Source organism: Streptomyces sp. WMMB 714, assembly GCF_900090125.1.
Taxonomy (GTDB): domain Bacteria; phylum Actinomycetota; class Actinomycetes; order Streptomycetales; family Streptomycetaceae; genus Streptomyces; species Streptomyces daqingensis.
Map to the genome: position 1 here is coordinate 500384 of NZ_FMHJ01000003.1, position 24017 is coordinate 524400.

Consider the following 24017-nt stretch of genomic DNA (forward strand, 5'->3'; position numbering starts at 1 on the left):
GCTGCGCTCCCCTGGCCCCGATTCGTCAGGACTGCTTGCGGTCGAATTTCATGAACGTGGCCGCTGCGACGACGACGGTCAGCACACCGACCACTCCGGCGAGCACGGTGTTTCCGCTGTATGCGCTCGTGATCGCGATGGCGCCGCCGATAGCGACGACGACACCCCAAGTGCCGCGGCTCTTCTTCACTGTGAACCTCCTGCTGCTGTCCGTCGGTCGAGAACACCACTGGAAAGCGCGACCGGAAGGTGAGAATCGCCGACGCTTTTTCCAGGGCTCGTTCCGGAGGACTGGAGAATGACGTCGGTGTCACCGATACCGGACCACCCGAACATGTATCCCAAGAGGGATGTCCGGCCTCCAGCCCCTGTATAAAATCCGGTCCTCCGGATTCTGTCAAGAACGAGTTCCTGATACTCATGGGCTCTGGTAAAGAGGGATTTCTCTCCGAGAAGGCGGCCGGCGGCGACGAGCGACTGGACGACACCGCTGCTGCCGTGGCAGACGGAGAGATCGAACGCCCGGCCCTCCGGAAGGGCCGTCGCCTTGTCGACCAGGCTTTGCAGCCGCGCACCCTTGAGCCAGTCCGTACGGCCTGCCGCGCCGAGGATCTCCGCCGAGGTCAGAAGCTGGCCGGCGGCGCCGTTGCACCAGCCCGCGTACGGGGTCTGCTCGCCCGAGGAGGACCGTGAGACGAGCCAGTCGGCCGACTGCTCCACCAGAGCCGGATCGTCGAGCACTCTTCCCAGCCGCGAACAAGCCCAGCGCAGCCCCAGCTCGCCGTGGGCGACGTCGAACCACTTCGCCGTTCTGTCCGCGGAGAGGTGCTCGAGAGTGAGGTCGCGCAGCTTCCCGAGCTGTTTCTCGTCGCAGAGAACGCTCTCCCCGCCCACTCCGCTTTCCCCGATGCGCGACAGCAGAACCATCAGGAGACCGGCCGGGCCATTCGCCAGGTCGTTTTCGAGTTCGTTCGAGATCGCCCGCTCCTCGATTCTCTCGAAAACCTTCGCCAACCATTCACGGTCGACGTCCGCGGGTCTCGTGAGCAGCATCGAGGCGGCGCCCGTGAAGACGGATTCCGGTGTCTGCATCAGCAGGTCGCCGTACTTCGCGAGCAGACTTCTCAGACCCCGGTCGGCTCCGGCGTGAACGGAACGCAGTTCGCTGTCGTGGCGCGACGCCCTCTCCAGAAAGGTGACTATCCCGCCGGAGTCGTGGAACGAGACGAAGTTGCCCGGCGTGATGGTCGAGACGTTCCGCTCCGGGCCTATGCCGCAGACCCAGCCGGTTTCGGTTCCCTCCGGCCCCTCGAACCGCACGCCGATTTCGTCGATCCGGCGTGCGATCTCCGGCCACCAGGCGCCGGGGCGTGCGCTGTCGAGGACCGGTCTCCCGAACAGGCTCTCCGACGAGAGTCCTTCCGGTCTGTCCTCGCCCACGACCTCGCTGAAACACTCTTCCAGCAGGAAATGGTGGTAGAGGTCGCTGCGTTCGGAGTTCATGGCGATCCCGCGGCGCGCCATGTCGAGCGGAGAGGTCTTGTACACCCCCGGAAAGCCGGTCCTCAGCGTGGACAGTTCCTTCGAGTCCGCCCGCGTCATGAAGTACGGGACGTTCCCCGTCGAGAGCGACGCGCGTTCCTCCTCCGCCACGTAGTCGGCCGCCTCGGGCGAGAGGTAGTCCGGCATGCGGGCGAGCAGCCCGAACAGCCGTGCGGCCTCGGCGGGCTCGCGCAGGTAGTCGGGGTGCGTGGAGGCGTCCAGGAACCGGCCGTAGACCATCGTCGAACGCATCAGGCTGCGGACCGGCATGCCGGGATAGGCGTCGACGACCTTCGAGATCCCGCCGTCACGCACGAAGGCGAGGCCGTCGGAGTACCCGGCGAGGATGTCGCTGAAGTAGTCGGGGGCCGACAGCCGTTCGTCTCCGAGGCGGGGCACGTTTCCGTGGTGCTTGTACGTGACGGGTTCCCAGGTGACGGAGATCCTGTCCGTGGTCCCGTCACGGACCGCCGCGCGCTTGAGCTTCGACTTCTGGTCGCCGGCGACTCCCACGCCCGCCATGACGACGTCGATGGGCGACGTCGGGTTCACCACGGGGACGAGCATCGTGGAGACCACCGAGAGCTTCATGTGGTTCACGAGCACGTGCGGAAGGGAGTCGTTGTCGACGCCGGCGTCGGCACGGAGCATCGTCTCGGTGTCGATGACGCTCGGGGTCTCGCCGCACGCCAGCAGGTTCTCGTCGTGCATGTCCGAGGCGCCGAGGGTGCCGAAGACCGCGCAGAGCGCCCCGAACCGGTAGAAGTAGCGCGCCGGCTGGTCCGGGGAGTCCATCGGTGCGGACGCGACGTGCTGCTGCCACCCGTGCGTGTCCGTGGAGACGGAGATCGGTATGCAGTCGCGCAGCGAGTGCTCGAGGTAGGGGTCTGCCGCGTCGTAGAGGTCCTTCACGAAGCGGTCGGAGACCAGGGCGCGCGGCTTGAAGACCAGCCGTGTCCCGCCCGTCAGCCGAAGCTGGATCACCTGCCGGTTGTCGTTGTGGGGGTCGGAGCCGGTGAGGAAGATCTTCTCGATCAGCGCTTCGGAGTCCCCCGCCGGGAGCAGTCCGGCCGCCTTCAGCTCCGCGCGGTCCGCTGCGCAGGCAGCGAACAGGTCGGTGTACGCGTCGAGCAGGTTCCGCCGGATCGTGGCGAGGCGCTGCCGGAGTACCGGGTATCTGCCGGTCAGCTCGCGGCAGTTGGCGTCGCTGCCCAGGTGGGCGCGGAACGCCTGGAGCGCCTTGTCGCCCTCGGCGTCCATGGGGAGTCCGTGGTCCTCGCGGAAGGCGTGGAACTCCCCGATCAGCGTCCGGAAGGACTGGCCTTCGACGGCGGTGAGCATTCCGCTCCACACCTGGTCCAGCACCTCTTCGAGGTGTTCGGGCGCGGTGACCGGTGCGGCGAGGTCGCGCAGTGCGTCCTCGACCGCGCTTCTGGGGGCCAGGTGCGCGTAGAAGGGGAGGAACGCCGGTATGGAGACGTCCGGTTCAGCCACGTTCACTCGCCTCCGACGACGACATCGAGGTCCGGTGACCTGTCCGCGTACAGGTCCGTGTAGACCGCTCCGCCGTGCAGCAGCTGCGTGTGGCTGCCCTGTTCGACCACGCGGCCGTTGTCGAGCACGTAGATGTGGTCGGCGGATTTGATGGTCGCCAGACGGTGGGCGATGATCACCTGGGTGGCGCCGATGTGCTCGATGATCTCGCCGACCCGGCGCTCGTTGACGGTGTCCAGGGCCGACGTCGCCTCGTCGAGCACGAGGATGGGCGGGTTCTGGAGCAGCGCCCGCACGATGGCGAGGCGCTGGCGCTGACCGCCGGAGAAGTTCGCTCCCATCTCCGAGACGAGGGTCTTGAGGCCCATGGGCAGATCTTCGAGGAAGTCGAGGATGCCGACGCCGGCGCAGTACTCGCGCACCTTGTCCGCGGGGATGTCCTGGCCGAGCGTCAGGTTCTCCAGGATCGTGCGGTTGTGGAGATGGATCTCCTGTGGGATGTAGCCGATCTGCCGCCGCAGCGCGTTCTTGTCGTAGTGCCGCGTGTCGACGTCGCCGAACCTGACGTTGCCCCTGGTCGGCTCGTACAGCCCGCAGATGATGCGGCCCAGGGTGCTCTTGCCCGAACCCGAGGCGCCCACGAGGGCAACACGGGAGCCGGCCGGGATGTCCAGCGAGACGTTCCGGATCACCAGGTCGCTGTGTTTCGTGTACTGGAAGCTGACGTCCTCCAGCTGGATGGACGTCGAGAGCAGACCGGTGAGGGTGCCGCCCGGGTCCTCCGGCTCCGACTTGACGATGTCGCTCAGCCTGGCCATGTAGCGGGACGCCTCGGTGAACTCGGTGTAGGTCGAGAACACCGACGTCGACAGGGAGAAGTAGGTCGCCGAGACCGCCTGCACGGCGATGGCCGCGCCCAGCGATATGTAGCCGTGGCTGACGAAGTAGAGGCTGGAGAGCAGCAGGATCATCGGACCGAACATCTGGGTCGTCGTCGTGACACCCGAGATGCGGCCCTGCTGCATGCGCATCCGGTCCTTCATCGCCTCCAGCGAGGAGCCGTAGACCTTGCCCCAGCTCTCCAGGAACTCGTCCGCGTAGCCGCCCATCTTGATCGTGGGGATCGACACGATCGCGTCCAGCTGTGTGGACTGGCTCTTGCTCAGCTGGCTGATCTCCGAGTCGACGAACTCCATCAGCTTCGGCCGCGTACGGGCCAGGTAGAACGCGTTGAGCAGGAACAGCACAACGGCCATCAGTCCGAGGCGCCACTCGACGTAGAACAGGTAGCCGGTGACGCACAGCAGCGTCCCCACGTCGAGGATTCCCTGCGCCACTCTCGACGACAGCAGGTCCCTGATCATGTTGACGCTGTTCAGCCGGAACAGCAGCTCACCGGGTTGCCGGACCGTGAAGAACCTGTACGGCAGCGACAGCATCTTGCTGAACGTATGGGTCATCAGATGCTTGCCCAGCATCGCCACGACGGACGAGAGGACCATGACTCTGACCACGTGCAGGGCCAGGTAGGCGGCCGCCACGCCCAGGACGACGGCGATGACCGTGCCCAGGTCGTCGAGCCCCTTCCACCTCGCCTGCTGGTCGACCGCCCATTCCGTCAGCATGGGAATGCCCAGCACCGCGCCGTAGCCGCTGAAGGAGAGCAGGCCGACGAGGGCGATCCGCTTGCGCGAACCCTCCGCGAAGAGCGGGATGTCGCGCCACTCCGTCATCGGCTTCTGACGCGTCTTCTCGAAGTCCGGGCCGACGTCCGCGGAGACGACGATGCCGCTGAAGCCCTCCTCCAGCTCCTCGCGGCTCAGCCGCCGGCGCCCGACGGCCGGGTCCATGACGGTCGCCTTCTGACCGTCGAACTTCTCGAGGACGACGAAGTGGTACTCCTCCCAGTAGAGGATCACCGGCGAGGTGAACTTCTCCAGCGCGGAGACGCTCTTGGCGCGGAAGAGCTTCGCGTCCATCCCGCGCGTGCGCAGGTAGCGGGCGAGCTGACCGGCGCTCAGACCGTCGCGGCCGGCGTCCATCACGGCGCGAGCGCTGGAGAGGTCCTCCGCACGCCCGTAGTAGCGCAGCAGTGCGACGGAGCAGCACAGCCCGCACTCTGTCTGCGTCACCTGCGTGAGCGTGGGCACGCGGCGGGCGTGCTTGCGGCTGCGGAGTGTGAGGCTCATGTCATCGGCTCTCAAAGGTAAGGGTGACCGGTGAGATGTGAACGCTCGGATCGAGACGGTTGACGAGGTGCAGGACGATGCCGGCGGTGCCGACCATGAGGCTGTTCGTGTGCGCGTACCGGCTCTGGTTGTCGTTGGTCTTCCGTATGAGGACGTCCGGCTGGAGCCACCGCTGCTCGATCTTGGCGACCTCCTCGCGCAGGCCCTCGTCGTCCGCCGCGAGCTTGGCGAGCACGTCGTGGTTGCCCAGGTCGCCGTGGCACCACGTCAGGTTCCGCCCGAAGCCGTGGCGTACGAGGTTGCCGATCGCGACGTCGCGCATGCAGTTCACGACGTCGTCCTTCGCGACCTGACCGTACGAGGACAGTGCGAGGGCGATGCCGGTCGCGCCGTGGCACCAGCCGGTCGAGAACGACCAGGGCGTGGCCGCGTTGGAGAACCAGTTGCCCTGCTCCCTGTCGTAGAACTCCTGCAGCCGGCCGACGAGGTCCTTCAGGGTGGCCCGCACGACGTCCTGCTGCCCGGCCGGCACGCGCGGCAGAGCGCCGCTCAGCGCGTGCAGGAGCCCGCTGACGCCGTGCGCGAAGCCGGACTGGGCGAAGACGGCGCCGTGCCCGTCCCGGACGGCGTCGGTCAGCATCCCCGTCAGGGCCGCCAGGGACCCGTCGGCGTGCGGGCCGCCGATCGCGGTGACGCAGCCCATGACACCGGCGACGCCGTTGACCACGTCGATGGGGAGCGCCCGCGGATCGATGTCGCGCATCTGGTCGAGGACCAGCGGCAGGGCGCCCTGGGCGGCTTCGACCCACTCGTCGTTCTCCAGCAGCCGGCCCGTGGTGGCCAGTGCGAATAGGATGCCGGCCATGCCGGTGTAGCCGCCGAAGCCGGCCTGCTGGATGCTGCGCCTCTCGTACCGGTGCCCGGCGAGGATGTCCGCCATCGTGGAGAAGATCTGCCCGGCCAGATCCCGGTACTCGCCGCGGTCCAGGAACCGGCCGGCGGCGGCCAGGGCCAGCGCGGGGCCGACCCTGCCGGTGTACAGGTCGTATCCGAGCACTCCCGGCGGCCAGGGCCTGTTGGCCGCGGCCGAGGCGAGGGGTCCGATCCAGGTGCGCGGCAGGTGCGCGAACTTGTCGGGCAGCGATGTCTCGACGAGGTTGCCGGCGAGGCGCTCGACGAGTTCGACGAGCTCGCCGTGGGAGTCACCCGCCGTCCCGCGGTCCGACGGCGCGTGGAAGGCTCCGCCGTCCGAAGTGCCGGAGGCGGCGAGGTGGTTGTCGGGGAAGCGGGAGGAGAAGGCCGAGTAGACGAGCCGGAGCTGCTCGCGCAGGTCGGTCTCCGTCATGTGCGCCGTCTTCGCGAGGGCGCGGTCGACCGGGCTCTCGTCGAAGAAGGCTCCGACCTCGCGGCCGTCCCCGTCCTCCAGGGCGACGCCTGTCGCGGAGACGGTGAAGTAGGGGATGTCGCGCTCGGCCAGCTGACGGATCTCGGAGCGGACGATCTGCCGGGACGAGGTCTTGCTGGCGATCGCGATGCGCTTGAGCAGCGCGATGTAGGGCGAGACGTCGTCGAGGGCGCCGGCGCTGGACGTCATCCGCAGCGTCTGCGCGTACAGCGCCGTCGGGTTGTGGACGTAGCGCACACGCATGCCCGACGCCGCTTTCCGCAGCAGCTCCGCCCAGCTGTCCTGGGAGGCCATCATCGTGCGGAAGACGCGGGAGAACCCCTCGGCCATCCGGTCGCCCAGGACGCGGACCTCGTCCTCGCCCAGGGAGTTGACGACCGTGCGGCGGCCCTGCGCCTCCTGGGCGCGGATCACCAGGCTGATGCGGTCCGTGTACGGGTTCTCGAAGAAGATCGACTTGAACGGCGAGGAGCCCCGCCCCTGGTCGCCGAGGAACCCGAGGTCGACGTGGCCGGCGTCCTCGCCCTTTCCGACCATCACGAGCGGCAGGATGCCGATGCCGTAGATGGACTGCCCGATCGTCTCGTAGGCGTTCCCCACGGCCTCCGGCGTGGGGCCTTCGTGGACGCGCGCCGGGTGCAGGATCGTCTCGAGGTCGATGGGCACGGGGCCACGGCGGGTGGGCAGGATGTTCTCGAAGTGCATGTCGCGCGCGTTGAGGAGGTAGAGCACCGCGGCGAGTTCGCCGCTGGCGCGCATGAACTCCCCGGACATGTCCGAGACGTCCTCGGTCTCGATGAACTCGACGTATCCGTAATGGTTCCGCTCGAGGACCTGGGCCGCGGCCAGTGAGGTCCCGATCTCCTTGTTGAGTTCCGTGGCGATGTGCTCGTACGCGGCTTCGCAGGAGACGTCGCGGGGCTTGTAGACGAGCTTCTTGCCGGACTCGAACTCGAGCACGGAGACGCTGCGTCCGTGATTGTGGGCGTCTCCCTCGGAGAAGCCGCAGGAGACGATCCGGTCCGGGACCTCGATGCCGAAGGTCCCGGCGATCGCCTCGCGGTCCGCGACGAGCCGGCGGCAGAGTTCGGCGACGCTCTCCGCGCCGTTGGCGAGCAGGATCCGGGTGATGTCGCGCAGCACGGGGAAGGACAGTCCGCTCACCTCCTCGAAGGACGTGAGCCTCGCCTGGTCGACGAAGTACCGGTAGCGCTCCTCGGAGGTCTCCCCGACGAGCCGTCCCTCCTCGCGCGCGTGGTTGATCGCGGCGACCAGCGGACGGCTGTAGACCTCGCGCACCCTGCTCTCGGTACGTTCGAGCAGCTGCACCAGCATGGCGTCCGGGTCGCTGAAGAGCTTCCCGAACGGGGCGACGGGGTCGGTTCCGGCGACGCCGGCGGCGACACCCCTGATGATGCTCTGGAACGGGTACTGCTCCGGCCGGCCGAGCCACTCCCGTACCGTCGCGCGCGTCCCCTCGCCCGGCGAGGGGCGCTCGTCCGCGCTCTCACCGCCGGCCCGGAGCACACCGGTGAACTGGTCGTCGAACTGCGACAGCGGGACGATTGTTTCTTCGACTTCGGCGCTGTCGAACTCCGGGTAGTACTTGGCTGGAGAAATCACGGTGTTGCTGCTCCCGTTTTCGCGAGATGTCGTCAGACGGCCGAAGTCGAGGCCGCGGAATGGAGGCCCGAAAGGGGCCTCCATTCCGCTTCGTACTGCTACATGACCACCGAGAGAGGTGAAGTCACATTCAGCACTGGCTGGTGCACTTCGTGGTGGGGCAGATGGCCGCGGTGGCCAGCGTGACCGTGGCGCAGACCCACGCCGTGCCGCCGTAGGCGTCGGCGTCGCTCAGCTCGACGAGCTCAGCCTCGTCGTAACCACCCAGAATGTCGTCGCTCATGATCTACCTCTTCCCTTTTCTGTTTTTCTGGTCAGTTGCAGTTCGGCTGGCACTCGACGGTCAGGGTGCACCAGCCGCCGGTGTTGCCCAGCACGTCGGAGAGGGAGAAGGTGTTGGTGGTGCAAGCACCGTAGGCAACACCGTCGAAGTCCTGCTCCGCGATTTCTTCAACCAGCGAAACGTCGCCCTTGTACACGATGGAACTCCATTCTGCGAGTACAGACATGAATTGCTCTTGCGCACCGGTGGCGCTCCGACCGCGTACTTCTGAATTTCTTTGCGATCCGCGCCCCCCAGCGGTGCGGGCTAGACAGTATTTGCTCCATGGTTTCGCCACAACAATTTTCCACACGTGATCCACATCACATGACATCTGTCAGTTGACTGGCGTGGACAAGGGGCGGAACAAAGAATTCCGGATGTTACGCCCCGCTCCCGGAAGCTCCGCCCCGCATTCGAGACGTCGCACGAAACGGCAGCTCAAGAACCATGAAAAGGCTTTCCTGGCGCCGTCGGACCGGGGCCGAAATCACGGATCAAGTGATTCCGGATGTTATGGAAGAGGACCTCGGCCGCGAACTCCGCACGACCCGCGGGACCCCCTCCCCGGACACGATCGGAATCCCCCGCTCCGAATGTGCTCGGAATTCCCGGACTTTCACCCGCCCCCTGTGGGGATTCATTGCGGTCCGGGGCTTACTCCACCTGGAAGGCGTTATGTCCGAAATCACGGGTGGCCGCCGGTCGAGCCTCCGGAAAGACAGGAGAAGCCCGCCCGGCGGCCGCGCCGGAATGTCGCGATTCTCCGCCGAAAAGGGCGCCCTGACGGCTGGTCAGGCGTCCCGGCGGCGCATCGCGTAGTACCCCGCGGCAACGGCCAGCACGGCCCAGGCCGCCAGTACGGCCATGCCCGTCCAGGCCGTCAGCACCCCGTCGCCGTGCGGCTCCTTGCTGCGCAGGATGAGGCCGCCGGCCAGGTCGGGCAGGAACTGCGCGACCTTCTGAACTCCGGGAATGCTGTTGAGGATCGTCGAGATCATGAAGAAGAGCGGCACGAGGATGCCCATGGTCAGCGCCGAACTGCGCAGCACGCTCGCGAGGCCCATGGAGAAGGCGCAGATCAGCGTCATGTAGAGCACTCCCCCGATGAGGGCGCGCAGCACGCCGTCGTCGGAGAGGGAGACGCTCGCGGGAGAGCCCAGCATCATCTGCGTGGCGAAGAAGCTGAGGGTCACCACGACGGCCGAGACGACCAGCGCCGTCGCCGTGCCGGTGAGCAGCTTCGCCGCGTAGAGGACGCCCCGGCGCGGTACGGCCGCCAGTGAGCTGCGGATGGAGCCCGTCGAGTACTCGCTGCTCACGGTCAGCACGCCGAAGACGACCAGTGCGATCATCCCGAGTTTCATCCCGCTGAAGCCGGAGGCGACCGGGTCGAAGCGGGCCTGCGCCTGCGCGTCCAGGTCTGCGTAGGTACCGCGCATGACGTAACCGAAGAGAAGGGCCACGGCCACGCTGGCGGCGGAGAAGAGAGCGAGGCTCCAGACCGTGGACCGCAGTGTGCGGATCTTCGTCCATTCGAACGCGACTGCCGCGCCGGTGTCCGACATCGTCACCGCACCTCCAGGTCCGCGCGGAAGTCCACCGCGTCCGCGGTGAGCTGCATGAACGCCTCTTCGAGCGAGGCCGTACGGGGGCTGATCTCGTAGACCGTCACCTGGTGCTTCGAGGCCAGCTTGCCCACCGTCTCCAAGGTGGTGCCGAGTGCTTCGAGCACGCCTTCGGGCCCGTTGTCCGTCCGGATGCCCTCGCCGGCCAGGACATCGCGCATGCGCTCGGGTTCGGGCGTCCGGATGTGGATGTACGAGCGCGAGTTGCGGGCGATGAAGTCCTCGACCGTGGTGTCCGCCAGGAGACGCCCCTGCCCGATGACGATCAGGTGCTCGGCGGTCAGGGCCATCTCGCTCATCAGGTGGCTGGAGACGAAGACCGTACGGCCCTCGCCGGCCAGCTTCTTCATCAACTCCCGGATCCACAGGATGCCTTCGGGATCGAGACCGTTGACGGGCTCGTCGAACAGCAGCACCTCCGGATCGCCGAGCAGCGCGGCCGCGACGCCGAGCCGCTGCGCCATGCCCAGGGAGAACCCGCCGGCGCGCTTCTTCGCGGTGGCGGACAGCCCGACCGTCTCCAGCACCTCGCCCACCCGCGCTTCGGGGATGCGGTTGCTGCGGGCGAGACCGAGCAGGTGCCCGTACGCGGTACGTCCGCCGTGCAGGGCCTTGGCCTCCAGCAGCGCGCCCACCTTCCGCAGGGGCTGAGCGATCTGCTCGTAGCGCCTGCCGTCGATGAGCACCTGGCCGGACGTCGGCCGGTCCAGGCCGATCATCGCCCGCATCGTCGTGGACTTGCCTGCGCCGTTGGGCCCGAGGAAGCCCGTGACGCGGCCGGGTCTCACCTGGAAGGAGAGCCCGTCGACGGCGAGCGTCTCCCCGTAGCGTTTGGTCAGTTTCTGAACCTCGATCATTCGACCCCGTTCCCCCTTGCGTAGACCGGCAACTGAGCGCACTTGGCCCGGGAGCGACCTCCCCGAGGCCGACGCCGCTGCGGTGGGATGAGTGAAGGCGGCGGAGAGGATCTCTGAATCCGCCGCGTGTTGGCGCCGGACATCTTCGCACGGCCTTCACGTTCGCGGGACGGTTTCACGGGACGTGCCGATCTTGACGATTCCAGGCGATTTGTACGACTGATCGCGGGACGACCGGTTCCGTGGGAGAGCCGGTCCGGCCCTGCCCGTCCGCACAGAGCCCTGCCCTCTCCCCCGGGGGCCGGGCACCGTCCGCGCCTGGCGCCCGTACCCGTACGGCGGAGCAGATGACGCGGACCGCCCGGCGCCGTGCCCAGGATGGAGCCATGTCGTCTCACGAACCTGTCCGTCCGCCCTGGCCGGCACCGCCGTGCGTCGGGCGCCGGACACCGCGTGGTGGACCGCGAGGCGTCCCGCGATCAGCAGACGGCCGGGCCGGCGGTGCGGACGCCGCCGGATCGAGGAGAAGGATGGGGATGCGCGCATGAGTGACAGCCCGAAGGCCGCGCTTGCGGCGAGTGTCGCCGCCGGATACCTCCTCGGACGGAGCCGCAAGGCGAAACTCGCCATCGCCGTCGCCACCTTCATGGTCAGCGGACGGCTCCAGTCCAAACCGCAGGAGCTGCTGGCCTCGGGCCTGGGCCGGCTCGGCGACTCCCCCCAGTTCGCCCAGCTCGCCGACCAGGTGCGCGACGAGTTGCTGACGGTGGGACGCGAGGCGCTGAAGACAGCCGTCGACCGCCGCCTCGGCACGTTCGCGGACTCGCTGGCCGAGCGCACGTCGTCGCTCAACGGCCTCGGCGGCGTGCTCGGCGGCGTTCAGGGCGGTGACGAAGACAACGGGGGCGACGACGGGGACGACGGGGAACGGGACGAGGCTGCGGACGAGCGTGAGGAACCCGGCGGCGAGCCGGAGGAGGAAGAGGAGTCGAGCGGGCGCGGCGGGGAGGGCCGCCGGAGGCCCCCGCGCGAGCGCCGGGACGAACAGGCCGCGGCACCGCGGAAGCGCGCGAAGAAGACCGCCGGCAAGCCCGCCGCGAAGAAGGCCCCCGCCAAGAAGGCGCCGCCGAAGAAGGCCGCCAAGAAGACAGGCGGACGGAAGACCGCCAGCAATTCGCCCGCCGAGCAGCGCCGCCGGAGGTAGGAGCCATGCCGCAGAAGGACTCGGGCAAGGACGCCGCGAACGACGGCGGTTCGGGCCTGGACCGGGTACGCGAGGAACTCTCCAACTACCTGACCGCGAAGACGAGCAATCTCGTCAGCTCGGCGGGCGGCAAGGTCTCGGGGCTGGCGCAGAAGGTCGCCGAGGGCGGCGCTCCGGGCGGCGGCGACCTGCCGAAGATGGGGGCGAAGCTGCTGAAGGGCGAGTCGCCGGCGAAGGCCGTCGGCGGTCAAATGGTCAAGAAGGTCAAGGACAAGACCGTCGGCAAGGTCCAGGAACTCTTCGGCGGCGGGGGCGAGGCCGGCGACAAGAAGACGACCAACATCGTCGAGGTGCTCGACATCGGTCTCCCGCTGCGCAGGGTCTACGACCACTGGACCGAGTTCGAGGAGTTCAGCAGCTTCATGAAGGGCGTGGTCGAGGCGTCACGCGGCGACGACGAGACCACGTCCGAATGGACGGGCAAGGTCGGCCCCTCGAAGCGCAGTTGGAAGGCCGAGGTCCTCGAGCAGGTGCCCGACAACCGGATCGTGTGGAAGTCCTCGGGGGAGGCGACGACCCACGGCAGCATCTCCTTCCACGAGTTGGCGCCGAACCTGACGCGGATCGTGGTGGTCGTCGAGTACACGCCCGGCGGCTTCCTGGAGAAGACGGCCAACCTCTGGCGCGCGCAGGGGCGCCGGCTCCGCCTCGACCTCAAGCATTTCCTCCGCTACGTCTCGCTCGGCGTCCAGGAGGTCCCGGAGGGCTGGCGGGGTGAGATCCGGGAGGGCGAGGTCGTGCGCAGCCACGAGGACGTGCTCGCCGAGGACGAGGAGGACCGAGGCGACGGCGGGGGCGAGGAGCGGGACGAGGGCGATGCGGAGGAAGAGGGGAACGGCGAGGACTTCGAGGACGAAGACGATGAAGTAGACGAAGACGAAGAGGACCGGAACGGCGAGGACTTCGAAGACGAGGAAGACGAGTACGAGGACGAGGACGAGCGCGAGTACGAGACCCGGTGACGCGCGGGACGCCGGGCCTCTTCCTGCGGCGGGCCCGGCCGAGCACCGGGAACGCCCTGGGTCCTCTCCGCTCTGACGAGGAAGCGGAGAGGACCGGCTGCCGGGTCGGGTGACCGTCTCCACGCGTGCCGCGGCGCGGTGGCGGGCGTGCGCGGCGGCGGAGCGTGGATCAGGAGGTGACGGTCACGTCCGCGCCGGGGTCTGTGGTGTCGGTGATCTCGTAGGTCGCGCTGAAGGCGGAGCTGGTGGCGCTCGTCGGGCAGCCGAATCCGCCTTCGACCGTCACGGGGACGGCGGCTTCGTCGAAGGTCAGAGTCGACGGTGAACCGTTGGCCCATGTGCCGGTCGCCGTCGCCGCCTCGGTGGGAGCGGCGGTCACGGTGCACTCGGCGAGCCCGCTGGTCTTGAGCACGAACCCCGCGGTCGGCATGGTGAGTCCGGCGGTCGCGGGCGCGCCGTTCTGCATGGAGACCGTCCAGTCGCCGGTGGTCTCCACGGTGGCGTCGACGCCCGGCAGGCTCGCCGTGCAGGAGTCGTAGGTGGGCGGGTTGATGCCCGACTCGACAGGTCCCGCGTCGTTGTGGTTGCCGGGCGCGGCCGGGATCCGGCCGGTGGCCTCCGAGACGGTGCAGCTCACGGTCACCGATCCGGCGGTGAACGTCGCTTCGCCGGTGAGCTTCGCGGCGTACTCGTCTCCGGCCGGTGTGACGGTGGTGGATTCGGCGGCGGCCGTGCCGGCGGCGCCGCTGAGCGGGGTGGCGCTCGCGGCGCCGGCCGCCAGGAGTGCGGCGGCGGCGACGATGCCGGTCACGACGACCCGTAACGACCGGGCGGGCTGGTGGCGCGTGCTCATCATGCGGCTCCTTGTAGTTCGGCTCGCGGAAACAGAAGGGGCGATGGCACTCGTTCGCTCAGTCTTACTCGGGGCTCCGGCTCGTTTTGCTGTTCCCCGACGGGGTGCCGGGGGATTCGGGGGGCGGTGGCTGCTGCGGGACGGAGAAGGCCGAGGCCAGCGAGGAGAGCGTGTCCTCCTTGGAGGCGTCCGCGGCCGTGCCGGCCGAAGCGCCGCGCGCCGTGCCGGCGAGGGTGCCCCCGGCGCGGCCGCCGTCCGCGGCCGCTCCTGACGGCGTGCCGGCGTGGGCCGCCGTGCCGTCGGCCGGCTCCGCCTCCGTCTGCCCGTCCGGCGGCGGCCCGGCCGGAACCGGCCGCCACGCGAAGATCAGGGCACCGCCGACCACGCCCAGCAGCGTGCCGATCACGAAACCGCCCAGGTTGGACAGTACGAGCGCGGCCGTCGCGAGCAGCACGGTCAGCACGCCCGCGAGTCCCCTGTACTGGGGGCCGAACCAGGCGCTGAACCCGAGGACCACCATGACCAGCCCCAGTACGACGGTCGGCAGCCCGGCCGTCCCCTGGTGCAGCATCACCTTCAGCGGAGCCAGTGGGATGACCGCGATCTCCGTACCGGCGAGGACGGTCAGCAGACCGCCCCAGAAAGGCCGGCCGCGGCGCCACCCGCGCCACCGGCGCCAGATCAGAAGCATTCCTTCGTGCCCTTGTTCACCTTCATGCTCAGGCCCGACAGCTTGAACTTGCCCGCGTTCGTGGCCCAAGCGGTCTGCTTGAGGCTGGAGATGTGGACGTCGTCCGCCTGCTGGCCGAAGAGGTCCTGGAGGCCCTGGCCGCCCTTGGGGCCCTTGTCGAGGGTCGAGGCGTCCCGGCCGATCTCGATCTTGTTGAAGCCGGCGTCGCCGGAGAGCTGCGTCGCGTCGACGAAGAGGTCGGTGGCCTCCACCGGCTTGCTGCCGGTGCCCGCGGTCAGGTTCAGCGAAATGCTGCCGATCACGGGAAGTTTGGTGACGACGGACTGGCAGAGGTCCCGCATCTCGGCGGTCTTGATCCCGGTGACCGCCACGGGGATCAACTCGCCCCTGGCGTTCTTGTCGATGCTGCCGTACTGGACGAAGCCGTCGCCGTCCAGGCTCTTCGCGGACACCTTGAACTGCTGTCCCGACACGGCGAACGACGCGGCGAGCGCTCCGTTGGCCAGTGCGATGGCGAGGGCCGCCGTCGCCGCGAAGCCCGGCACGCACAGGACGGCGAACTTCCGCCAACTCGTGCGTCCTGTCAGCGGTCTGCCGTGCGCATCCTTCATGGTGTGTCCCCTTGAGTGCAGTTGACGAGCGTGACCGTGGTGTGGGGGATGTGGAGCACGTGCGAGGTATCAGGGGGGAGCGCACAGAAGGCGACCCTGCCGTGCGGAAGAGTTACTGGCGAGTCAGGTTATGGACACCGGCGATTCCCGGCAAGGTTTCGCGCAGTCGAGTTTCCGCCGAAGCTCTGGCCATGGATGCGAACGCTCGGCGCCCGGCGGCCAGTTGCGGCCGGGCGTCCGCCCCTCCCCCGCGCCCACCAGGTACGTACCGAGCTGGCGTTACCTGAAGTAGCAGGCGTGCGGCGCGAGTTCGGGCCCGCCGGGGGCCACGGGGCGGGGGCGCGGCGAGCGCTCAGACGGTTGGATCAGTGGCCGAAAGCAGTTCGTCGGACACGGGCCGGGAGTGCGCCGAGGGGCCGGCGGAAGCGGGAAGCGGCGAGGAGCGGAGCCGCGGACGGGGCAAGCGATTGCGGAACGCCCTGTGCGGCGGGTGGCCCGGACGCCGGGCGCCGCAGGGAAGTTGATCACCGTCGGGCCGGTGCTCCCTCGTCGCCTTCTTGCCGTCGCCTTCGGGGGCGTCGTACGATGAATGCGCTTTCAATCCATCGGCCGGCACGGCCGCGGCAAGGCAGGAGAGCATCGGTCGCGTGAGTGCTCCCACTGTGTACGACGTCGCCGGACGGGCGGGCGTCTCGATCGCGACGGTCTCGCGAGTCTACCGCGCCCCGGACTCCGTCCGCGTGGGTACGCGGGAGCGCGTACTGGAGGCGGCACGCGAACTCGGCTACGTGCCGAGCGGCAACGCCCGGGGCCTCGCCAGCCGCAACACGCGCGTCCTCGGCCTGTGCTTCCCCGACTACGCGGACCCGGACGCGGAGGACCCCGACGGGGACTACGGCGACGCCGAGTTGATGCTCTACTCCGACGAGATAATCCGCGGCATGGAGCGCGCCGCCCGCCGCCACGGCTACGCGCTGCTCATCGCCGCGTCTCTCGCGGAGGGCCCCAAGAGCCTCGTGGCCGACGTGGCCGGCCGGGTCGACGGCTTCGCCGTGCTGGCCCGCACGGTCCCCACCGAGGAACTCGAGGTGATCTCGCGGCGGCTGCCCGTGGTGATGCTGGCCGGTCCGCGCGAGGACGCGCCGCTCGACCACCTCGACCACGTGGAAGTGGCGAACTTCGACGGCGAACTGGCTCTGACCAGGCACCTCATCGCCGATCACGGCATCACGCGGCTGGCCTTCGTCGGGAGCACGGAGGACTCCCCCGACGGCGAGGCCCGCTTCCGCGGCTTCCAGGCCGCTCACCTGGAGGCCGGGCTTCCGGTGCCCGAGCGCCCGGACGTACGGACGAGGCTGACGCAGGCCGAGGGGCGCCAGGCCGTCGCGGAGCTGCTCGACAGCAGGTCGGAGCTCCCGGGCGGAGTCGTGTTCGCCAACGACCAGATGGCGGTCGGGGCGCTCTCCGAACTGAACCGCCGCGGAGTGCGGGTGCCCGAGGACCTCGCCGTGGCGGGGTTCGACGGCATCCCGCTCGGACGTCTGGTCACCCCCGCGCTGACGACCGTCCGCCAGCCGATGCGCCGGCTCGGCGAGGAGGCGGTGGACCTGCTGGTCGCACGGCTGGAGGACCGCGACCGCGAGCCCGAGTCGCGGGTGCTGCCGGTCTCCGTGATCCGGCGGTCCAGCTGCGGTTGCGCGAACGGCCACGACGCGGTCCCCGACACGGCTTCCGTTACATAGTCGTAATACCCCCGGGCCTTGCACGCCCGGGCGGTCGCTTCCAGAGTATGTATGCGCTTACAGACTCTCTTACGGCCACGCGGCCGCCCGAGTCCCCCGGCCTCGGCCTACGAACATCCGGCGCCCCATAACGCTCCGCTAACGAGGAGGAGCCCCTCCATGCAGCCCATACCCCGCATCGCCGCCGCCACAGCGGCCACGACCGCTCTCGCGCTGCTGCTCACCGGCTGCGGCAGCGGGGGGAGCGAACAGGCCTCCGCCAAGGACAAGCAGACCCTCACCGTCTGGGGCATGGGAGAGGAGGGCAAGCACCTCGCGAAGCTCGGCAAGGAGTTCAACAAGAAGCACTCGAACATCACGGTGAAGGTCACTCCGGTCGGCTGGGACGTCGTCCACCAGAAGCTGACCTCCGCCGTGGCCGCCGGAGAGCTCCCCGACATGGCCCAGATGGGCAGCACGATGATGGGCGAGTTCATCGAGCTGGACGCCCTCGAGCCCGTCGACGAGAAGACCTTCGACAAGGGCGACTTCTTCCCCGCCGCCTGGAACAGCGGCGTGAAGGACGGCAAGGCGTACGGCGTCCCCTGGTACGTCGACACCCGCGCGCTCTACTACCGCACGGACCTGGCCGAGAAGGCCGGAGTGGACGAGCCCCCGGCCACCTGGGACGACCAGCGCGAGCTCGCGAAGGCCTACAAGGACAAGGCGAAGGCGGAGTGGGGCACCTACCACCAGCCCGCCAACGTCGGCACCTGGCAGACCTGGCTGCCCTTCCTCTACTCGGCCGGCGGCAAGCTCCTCGACAAGTCGGGCAAGCCCGCCCTGGACTCGCCGGAGTCCGTGAAGGCGCTGGAGGAGTACGCGCACTACTTCGACAAGGGCCTGTCCAGGAAGAGCTCGCCGCCGGACTACGACGTGGTCAAGGACTTCGGCTCCGGCGACGCCCCCATGTTCATCTCCGGCCCCTGGATCGTGAACAACATCAAGGACCAGCAGCCGCAGCTCAAGGGGAAGTACGCCACCGCCCCGCTCCCGGCGGACGAGTCCAGCACCTCATGGGTGGGCGGCGCCAGCCTCGTCACCTTCGAGGACAGCGAGCACAAGGCCGCGGCGAAGGAGTTCCAGAAGTTCCTCACCGAGACCGAGCAGCAGGGCCGCTGGTACGAGATGGCCAAGTCGCTGCCCGCCAAGAAGGCGGCGTGGGACGAGCCGGCGCTGAAGAACGCCCCGGAGCAGCTCGACGCCTTCGAGGAGCAGCTCAAGACGGCCAAGACCGTTCCGCCGCTCGCCAAGTGGGAGGAGTTCGCCTCCAAGATCGACGAGGGCGTCGCCCGCATCTCGCAGAAGGGCGAGTCCCCGGAGAAGGCCGCCGCCTGGATGCAGAAGGCGACCCAGGGCCTGGTGGACTGACCGGATGACCACGACCACCGACTCCCGGAGGGGAGCCCCGGGCAGCACCGGCAAGGTGCGGCCCGGGGCCGGGCCGGGCAAGGACGCGGGGCCGCGCCGCCGGGACCGGCTCAGTGTGCAGAACCTCCCGGGGTGGATGTTCTCCTCCCCGTTCCTGGTGCTGTTCCTGACGTTCATGGCCGTGCCCATCGTCGCCACGCTCGTCATGAGCTTCACCGACTTCGGGCTGGCGAACGTCCGCGACCCGTTCTCCACGGAGTTCATCGGCCTGGAGAACTACACGCGCCTCTTCGAGGACGACCGCTTCCTGACGGCCCTGTTCAACACGGGCTACTTCGTGATCCTGGGCGTGCCGCTGACCGTCGGCGCCGGACTCGTCGCGGCGGTGCTGCTCAACTCCGGCGTCGGCCGGCTGCGGACCTTCTTCCGGGTCGGCTTCTACGCCCCCGTCGTCACCAGCATCGTCGCGGTGGCCGTGGTGTGGCGCTTCGTGCTCGACCCGGCCGACGGCCTCATCTCCGGACTTGCCGCCGAAGTCGGCCTGACGTCCCCGGACTTCCTCGGCTCCAAGGCCCTGGCGATGCCGTCGCTGATCGTGATGGCGGTGTGGCGCAACATGGGCACGGCGATGGTCCTCTTCCTCGCCGGGCTGCAGGGCATCCCCACCGAGGTGCGGGAGGCCGCGCGGCTCGACGGCGCGAGCATGTGGCAGGAGTTCCGCAGCGTCACCGTGCCCCTGCTGCGTCCGACGATGCTCTACGTCAGCGTGATGACGACCATCGGCTTCCTCAACGTCTTCGAGGAGCCGTTCGTGATGACGGAGGGCGGTCCGGACAACAGCACCCTGACCGTCTCGCTCGACATGTACCGCGAGGGCTTCGACTTCTTCCACATGGGCTACGCCAGCGCGATGGCCTACGTGCTCTTCACCGTCATCCTCGCGATCACCCTGCTCCAGCTCCGTCTGCTGAAGGACAAGACCCGATGACCGCGCAGGTGAGCGATACGGCCAGTCGTCCGCTGCACAAGGGCGAGCGGACCGGCAGAAGGCTGAGGGTGGCCACCCTGTGGGCCGGCGTCCTGGTGATGACGACGCCGTTCCTGTGGATGGTGCTCTCCTCCTTCAAGTCGGAGCGCGACCTGGGCGCCAGCCCCACGGTGTGGATCCCGGACGAGTGGACGCTCGTCCACTTCGACAAGCTGCTCGACCTGCTCGACATGGGGTCGCACTTCTTCAACTCGACGCTGGTCGCGGTGGCCGTCACCGGCTGCAACCTCGTCTTCTGCTCCATGCTGGGCTACGCCCTGGCGAAGCTGAACTTCGCGGGCAGGCGCCCGGTGTTCGGACTCGTGCTGGGCGCCCTGATGGTGCCGCACAACCTGATGCTGATGCCGATGTTCGTGATGGTCAGCAAGATGGGCCTGATCGACTCCTACGCGGCGCTCATCCTGCCGTTCGCGGCCGGTGCCTTCGGCGTCTTCCTGATGCGGCAGTTCATGTCGGCCATCCCGGACGAGCTCCTGGAGGCGGCCCGCATCGACGGAGCGGGTGAGTGGTTCATCTTCTGGCGGATCGCGATGCCGCTGGTCAAACCGGCCCTGGCCACGCTGGCGATCTTCACGTTCCTGCAGTCCTGGAACAACTTCCTCTGGCCCCTGGTGGCCACCAACGACCCCGACAAGTACACCCTTCCGGTCGCGCTGGCCACCTTCGCCATCGACCCCACGAAGACCAACGGCTCCAACGGCGTGCTGATGGCGGGTGCCTTCCTCGTCGTGCTGCCGGTGCTGCTGGTCTTCATCGTCCTGCAGCGCTACTTCACGCAGGGCATCGCCACCGCCGGGCTCAAGTAGGCAGGCCCGGTCCGGCAGCCCACCGACCGCCACCGACCGTCCCCGCTCAACTCCGGTGCCCCCACGCTCCGTTCGCAAGCCGCACCACGCCGGCTCCGCCCTCACCGCGGCCCTCCCGCCCGCCGGGCAGGCCCGGCCCCTGCCTCCGGCGGGCCCGCGGTGTATGCGCATCCATCGAAAGGTGAACCACACGATGACCGAGAAGAACGCCGCTCGCCTCGACTGGGAGCAGCGCATCGGCCTCCCCAGCGACCAGCCGCTCACCGGCACCGCCGACCTTCCCGCACCGGCCGGGCTCCGCTCGGAGGACGGGACCGGTCACGTGCTCCTCGACTGGCAGCCGGTCGAGGGCGCCCTGGGGTATCTGGTCCACCGCGCGGACACCGTCGACGGGCCGTTCGAGCCGCTGGACCACCGCGGCGGCGACGTGCTGGCGGTGCCCGCGCCGCCGTACGCCGACTCGCTCGTCGAGGCGGGCCGCGGCTACTGGTACAAGGTGGCCTCCTGGACGGACGCGGGTCCCGGCCCGCTCTCCGGCGAAGCCGTGCGCGGCTGCCCGAAGGCGCCCGGCTCGCAGCCCGCCGAGGTGACCGTCTCCGTCGACGCCTCCGCCGCGCCGGTACAGCTGCCGCCCGTGTGGAACCGGATGATCGGCGCCGAGCACCTGTCGATGCTGATCTGGGACGAGCCGGGTCCCGGCGGCGCCGACGTCGCCAGGGAGTACGCCGACGCCCTGGGCATCGTCCGCGACGAACTCGGCGTCCGCACGGTGCGCGCACACGGCACCTTCCTGCCCGAGATGGTGAGCGTGCGGCCGGACGGGTCCTTCGACTTCTCCGGCATGGACGAGGTCTACGACCGCTTCCTGGCGCTGGGACTCAAGCCCGTCGTCGAACTCTCCTTCATGCCTGCCGAGTTGGCGCTGGACCCCGAGTACACGATCTTCGACTACAAGGGGATCGCGTCCGTCCCCCGCAGCTGGGAGCGGTGGGGCGAGCTGTGCCGCGCGGCGACCGAGCACCTGCGTGAGCGATACGGCGCGGACGAGGTCGCCGGCTGGGAGTTCGAGATCTGGAACGAGGCCAACCTGGAGGTGTTCTGGAACGGCACCCAGGCCCAGTACCACCTGCTGTACGAGACCGCCGTCCGCGCGATCAAGGACGTCGACCCGCGCATACCGGTCGGCGGCCCCGGCTCCGCGGCGGCCAAGTGGGTCGGCCCGCTGCTGGAGCACTGCCGCGAGAACGACGTCCCCATCGACTTCGTCTCCACCCACACCTACGGCAACGCGCCGCTGGACTTCCGCCCCCAGACCCGCTCGTTCGCGGAGGCGACGGGCAAGCCGGAGCCGGAGATCCTGTGGACCGAATGGGGCGTGACGCCCACGCACTTCCACCGGGTCAGCGACTCCGTCTTCTCCGCGCCGTTCGTGCTGCGCGGCATGAAGAGCGCGCTGGAGTCCACGGACTGCCTCGCGTACTGGGTCGCCACCGACCACTTCGAGGAGCTCGGCCGGCCGCCGAAGCTCTTCCACGGCGGTTTCGGGCTGCTGACGGTCGGCAACCTGCGCAAGCCGCGGTTCTGGGCGCTGCGGATGCTCTCGCAGCTGGCGGGCGGACGAGTCCCGGCCTCCGTGTCCGGTGACGGCGCGGAGGCGCTGGTCGAGTCGCTCGCCACACGCGGAGACGACTTCTCGACCGTCGACGTCCTGTGCTGGAACGGCACGCTCGACCAGACGAAGATCGACGGCGCTCCCGCACTGAACCGCGGGGCGACCGTCGTCGTGAACGGCCTCCCGGCGGACGCCCGTTACGCCGTGACGCTCCGCAGCGTCGACGAGGAGCACTCCAACATCCAGGCGGTCTGGGACGAGTTGGGCGGCGGTGACTGGCCCGACGAGCAGCAGTGGGCCCGGCTCCGCGACGCGGACCGGCTGTTCGAGGAGGAACTGGAGACGGTGACCACGGGCCCCGGCGGTTCCGTCTCCCTCACGGTCGACCTGCCGATGCCCGGCATCCGCGCGCTGCGGCTCACCAGGGTCTGACCACCGGCGGGGCCCCCGGCTCGGGCCCCGCCGCTTCCGTCTCCGGCTTCCTGTCTTCCGAACCGAACGAAGGAGTCGCAACACAATGAACCGACGGACAATCCTCACGGCGGGCGCCGGCGCCACGGCCGCTCTCGCCCTCGGCGCCGGAGCGGCCCCCGCCTCGGCTCTCGGCCGCGCCGGAAGCGGCAAGGCCGCCGGCGGTACCAGGACGGCTGCGTTGCTGCACCGCTGGTTCGCCGACACCTACCGCTCCATCGAGGCCATGCACACCGACTTCGGTCTCGCGACCGACAAGGTCGACGTCAGCGGCTCGAAGCCCGAGCGGAGCGTGCAGACCTCCCCCACCAACATCGGCTGCGGCATGTGGTCCACCGTGGCCGCCGCCGGCCTCGGGGTGATCAGCCGCCGCACGATGCACAACCGGCTCGCGGGTGCGGTCTCCGCCGTGGAGAAGCTGCACCGGGCGCACGGCTTCTGGCTCAACTGGTACGACGCCTCGACCGGCGACGTGCTCACCGAGTGGCCCGAAACGGGCGACGAGGTACGGCCGTTCCTCTCCTCGGTGGACAACGCCTGGCTCGTGACGGGGCTGCGTATCGCCGCCGACGCGGACCCCTCGCTGCGTCCCCGCGTCGAGAAGCTGCTGGCGGACGCCGACTGGTCCTTCTTCTACACGCCCTTCGACGAGGACGACCCGGCGCAGAACCCCGGCCAGCTGCACGGCGGCTACTGGACGGACGACGACACCTTCACCAGCCACTGGTACGGATCGCTCAACACCGAGCCCCGCATGGCCAGTTACCTCGGCATCGGGGACGGCAGCCTGCCCGGCGAGCACTACTGGCACACGTTCCGCACGATGGTGCCGGAGAACGAGCAGGAGCAGAAGCCCGAGGGCGAGTACGTGACGGTCGACGGCGTGCGCCTCTTCCGCGGCCACTACACCTACCGCGGACGGAAGCTCGTCCCCAGCTGGGGCGGCTCGATGTTCGAGGCGTTGATGGTCCCGCTGTTCGTGCCGGAGGCCGAGTGGTCGCCGAAGGCGTGGGGCCTCACGCACAAGCGCTACATCCGCAGCCACATCGAACACGGCCTGGAGGAGGAGAAGTACGGCTACTGGGGCTTCTCCCCCGCGAACATCCCCGCGGGCGGCTACAGCGAGTACGGCGTGGACGCGATCGGCATGACCGTCGACGGCTACGAGTCCAAGGGCGTCGTCACACCGCACGCCTCCTTCCTCGCGATGCAGTACGAGCCGGCCGAGTCCGTGTCCAACCTGCTGAAGATCGCTGAGGACTTCGGGGCGTACCACAAGGGGCTCGGCTTCCGGGACTCGGTGGACGTGCGGAAGGGGACCGTCAGCGACTACATGCTCGCCCTGGACCAGGGCATGGTCGCCGCCGGTCTCGCGCAGGTGCTCCGCCCCGGGCTGCTCCAACGCCCGTTCCGCACCGGCGGGTTCGACCGCAGGGTCAGGCCGCTGCTGGCGAAGGAGGACTTCGGCATAGCCTGATCCTCGCCGG

The 24017-nt window shown here is 69.0% G+C and carries 19 protein-coding genes; 8 read left to right on the forward strand and 11 right to left on the reverse strand.

What is annotated here, in order from left to right; genetic code table 11:
* Positions 1-25: 25 nt before the first annotated feature.
* From H181DRAFT_RS29130 to H181DRAFT_RS07555, 8 genes are all read right to left on the reverse strand, one after another.
* On the reverse strand, positions 26-190 hold the full coding sequence (locus tag H181DRAFT_RS29130; RefSeq protein WP_139131674.1) for a DUF945 domain-containing protein: 165 nt from the start codon (positions 188-190) through the stop codon (positions 26-28).
* Positions 187-3036 (reverse strand): type 2 lanthipeptide synthetase LanM, encoded by a 2850-nt coding sequence (lanM, locus tag H181DRAFT_RS07530; protein ID WP_158715420.1) that lies wholly within the window; start codon positions 3034-3036, stop codon positions 187-189. Before lanM (H181DRAFT_RS07530) ends, H181DRAFT_RS29130 begins: the two co-directional genes overlap by 4 nt.
* Positions 3037-3038: 2 nt before the next feature.
* A complete protein-coding gene (locus H181DRAFT_RS07535; protein WP_045863410.1) occupies positions 3039-5225 on the reverse strand; it encodes a peptidase domain-containing ABC transporter in 2187 nt (728 codons plus the stop codon).
* A gap of 1 nt (position 5226) precedes the next feature.
* Entirely contained in the window at positions 5227-8253 is a 3027-nt protein-coding gene (gene lanM, locus H181DRAFT_RS07540) for a type 2 lanthipeptide synthetase LanM (RefSeq protein WP_045863411.1), read from the reverse strand.
* Positions 8254-8383: 130 nt separating this feature from the next.
* Complete coding sequence (locus H181DRAFT_RS29345) at positions 8384-8536, reverse strand: class II lanthipeptide, LchA2/BrtA2 family (RefSeq protein WP_175439725.1); 153 nt, start codon at positions 8534-8536, stop codon at positions 8384-8386.
* 31 nt (positions 8537-8567) lie between these two features.
* Positions 8568-8732: a plantaricin C family lantibiotic gene (locus H181DRAFT_RS07545; RefSeq protein ID WP_229711746.1), complete on the reverse strand. Its 165-nt coding sequence runs from the start codon at positions 8730-8732 to the stop codon at positions 8568-8570.
* Between the two features lie 637 nt (positions 8733-9369).
* Complete coding sequence (locus tag H181DRAFT_RS07550) at positions 9370-10143, reverse strand: ABC transporter permease subunit (RefSeq protein ID WP_045863413.1); 774 nt, start codon at positions 10141-10143, stop codon at positions 9370-9372.
* 2 nt (positions 10144-10145) lie between these two features.
* The gene (locus H181DRAFT_RS07555) at positions 10146-11060 is read right to left on the reverse strand and encodes an ATP-binding cassette domain-containing protein (RefSeq protein ID WP_045863414.1); all 915 of its coding nucleotides are present in this window, start codon (positions 11058-11060) and stop codon (positions 10146-10148) included.
* Positions 11061-11604: 544 nt separating this feature from the next.
* Here H181DRAFT_RS07555 and H181DRAFT_RS07560 point away from each other — a divergent pair.
* Positions 11605-12264 carry a hypothetical protein gene (locus tag H181DRAFT_RS07560; protein ID WP_045863415.1) on the forward strand — a complete coding sequence of 220 codons (660 nt, stop codon included), beginning with the start codon at positions 11605-11607 and terminating at the stop codon, positions 12262-12264.
* A 5-nt stretch (positions 12265-12269) separates the two neighbouring features.
* Positions 12270-13286 carry an SRPBCC family protein gene (locus H181DRAFT_RS07565; protein WP_045863416.1) on the forward strand — a complete coding sequence of 339 codons (1017 nt, stop codon included), beginning with the start codon at positions 12270-12272 and terminating at the stop codon, positions 13284-13286.
* A 169-nt stretch (positions 13287-13455) separates the two neighbouring features.
* On the opposite strand, the gene H181DRAFT_RS07570 is transcribed toward H181DRAFT_RS07565, so the two are convergent.
* The 3 genes from H181DRAFT_RS07570 to H181DRAFT_RS07580 form a co-directional block, all read right to left on the reverse strand.
* Complete coding sequence (locus H181DRAFT_RS07570; protein WP_107068704.1) at positions 13456-14139, reverse strand: hypothetical protein; 684 nt, start codon at positions 14137-14139, stop codon at positions 13456-13458.
* Between the two features lie 64 nt (positions 14140-14203).
* Entirely contained in the window at positions 14204-14830 is a 627-nt protein-coding gene (locus H181DRAFT_RS29820) for a DUF6114 domain-containing protein (protein WP_254666739.1), read from the reverse strand.
* Complete coding sequence (locus tag H181DRAFT_RS07580; RefSeq protein WP_045863418.1) at positions 14821-15441, reverse strand: DUF6230 family protein; 621 nt, start codon at positions 15439-15441, stop codon at positions 14821-14823. The genes H181DRAFT_RS29820 and H181DRAFT_RS07580 overlap by 10 nt, the downstream gene beginning before the upstream one ends.
* A gap of 647 nt (positions 15442-16088) precedes the next feature.
* Between H181DRAFT_RS07580 and H181DRAFT_RS07585 the strand changes: the two genes are divergently transcribed.
* The 6 genes from H181DRAFT_RS07585 to H181DRAFT_RS07610 all read left to right on the forward strand — a co-directional run bounded on the left by H181DRAFT_RS07585 (position 16089) and on the right by H181DRAFT_RS07610 (position 24007).
* Complete coding sequence (locus H181DRAFT_RS07585; RefSeq protein WP_045863419.1) at positions 16089-17183, forward strand: LacI family DNA-binding transcriptional regulator; 1095 nt, start codon at positions 16089-16091, stop codon at positions 17181-17183.
* A 159-nt stretch (positions 17184-17342) separates the two neighbouring features.
* Entirely contained in the window at positions 17343-18593 is a 1251-nt protein-coding gene (locus H181DRAFT_RS07590; RefSeq protein WP_045863420.1) for a sugar ABC transporter substrate-binding protein, read from the forward strand.
* 4 nt (positions 18594-18597) lie between these two features.
* A complete protein-coding gene (locus H181DRAFT_RS07595; protein WP_045863421.1) occupies positions 18598-19581 on the forward strand; it encodes a carbohydrate ABC transporter permease in 984 nt (327 codons plus the stop codon).
* On the forward strand, positions 19578-20447 hold the full coding sequence (locus tag H181DRAFT_RS07600) for a carbohydrate ABC transporter permease (RefSeq protein WP_078895555.1): 870 nt from the start codon (positions 19578-19580) through the stop codon (positions 20445-20447). Before H181DRAFT_RS07595 ends, H181DRAFT_RS07600 begins: the two co-directional genes overlap by 4 nt.
* A 193-nt stretch (positions 20448-20640) precedes the next feature.
* Complete coding sequence (locus H181DRAFT_RS07605; RefSeq protein ID WP_254666740.1) at positions 20641-22491, forward strand: GH39 family glycosyl hydrolase; 1851 nt, start codon at positions 20641-20643, stop codon at positions 22489-22491.
* Positions 22492-22576: 85 nt separating this feature from the next.
* Entirely contained in the window at positions 22577-24007 is a 1431-nt protein-coding gene (locus tag H181DRAFT_RS07610) for a glucoamylase family protein (RefSeq protein WP_045863423.1), read from the forward strand.
* The last annotated feature ends 10 nt before the right edge of the window (positions 24008-24017 follow it).

What these genes read in the sequence shown, in the direction of transcription:
- H181DRAFT_RS07565 (WP_045863416.1), top strand. Translation starts at nt 12,270, where the DNA reads ATGCCGCAGAAGGACTCGGGCAAGGACGCCGCGAACGACGGCGGTTCG.
- H181DRAFT_RS29820 (WP_254666739.1), bottom strand. Translation starts at nt 14,830, where the DNA reads ATGCTTCTGATCTGGCGCCGGTGGCGCGGGTGGCGCCGCGGCCGGCCT.
- H181DRAFT_RS07580 (WP_045863418.1), bottom strand. Translation starts at nt 15,441, where the DNA reads ATGAAGGATGCGCACGGCAGACCGCTGACAGGACGCACGAGTTGGCGG.
- H181DRAFT_RS07560 (WP_045863415.1), top strand. Translation starts at nt 11,605, where the DNA reads ATGAGTGACAGCCCGAAGGCCGCGCTTGCGGCGAGTGTCGCCGCCGGA.
- H181DRAFT_RS07595 (WP_045863421.1), top strand. Translation starts at nt 18,598, where the DNA reads ATGACCACGACCACCGACTCCCGGAGGGGAGCCCCGGGCAGCACCGGC.
- H181DRAFT_RS07570 (WP_107068704.1), bottom strand. Translation starts at nt 14,139, where the DNA reads ATGAGCACGCGCCACCAGCCCGCCCGGTCGTTACGGGTCGTCGTGACC.
- H181DRAFT_RS07590 (WP_045863420.1), top strand. Translation starts at nt 17,343, where the DNA reads ATGCAGCCCATACCCCGCATCGCCGCCGCCACAGCGGCCACGACCGCT.
- H181DRAFT_RS07555 (WP_045863414.1), bottom strand. Translation starts at nt 11,060, where the DNA reads ATGATCGAGGTTCAGAAACTGACCAAACGCTACGGGGAGACGCTCGCC.
- H181DRAFT_RS29345 (WP_175439725.1), bottom strand. Translation starts at nt 8,536, where the DNA reads ATGAGCGACGACATTCTGGGTGGTTACGACGAGGCTGAGCTCGTCGAG.
- H181DRAFT_RS07535 (WP_045863410.1), bottom strand. Translation starts at nt 5,225, where the DNA reads ATGAGCCTCACACTCCGCAGCCGCAAGCACGCCCGCCGCGTGCCCACG.
- H181DRAFT_RS07610 (WP_045863423.1), top strand. Translation starts at nt 22,577, where the DNA reads ATGAACCGACGGACAATCCTCACGGCGGGCGCCGGCGCCACGGCCGCT.
- H181DRAFT_RS07550 (WP_045863413.1), bottom strand. Translation starts at nt 10,143, where the DNA reads ATGTCGGACACCGGCGCGGCAGTCGCGTTCGAATGGACGAAGATCCGC.
- H181DRAFT_RS07600 (WP_078895555.1), top strand. Translation starts at nt 19,578, where the DNA reads ATGACCGCGCAGGTGAGCGATACGGCCAGTCGTCCGCTGCACAAGGGC.
- H181DRAFT_RS07605 (WP_254666740.1), top strand. Translation starts at nt 20,641, where the DNA reads ATGACCGAGAAGAACGCCGCTCGCCTCGACTGGGAGCAGCGCATCGGC.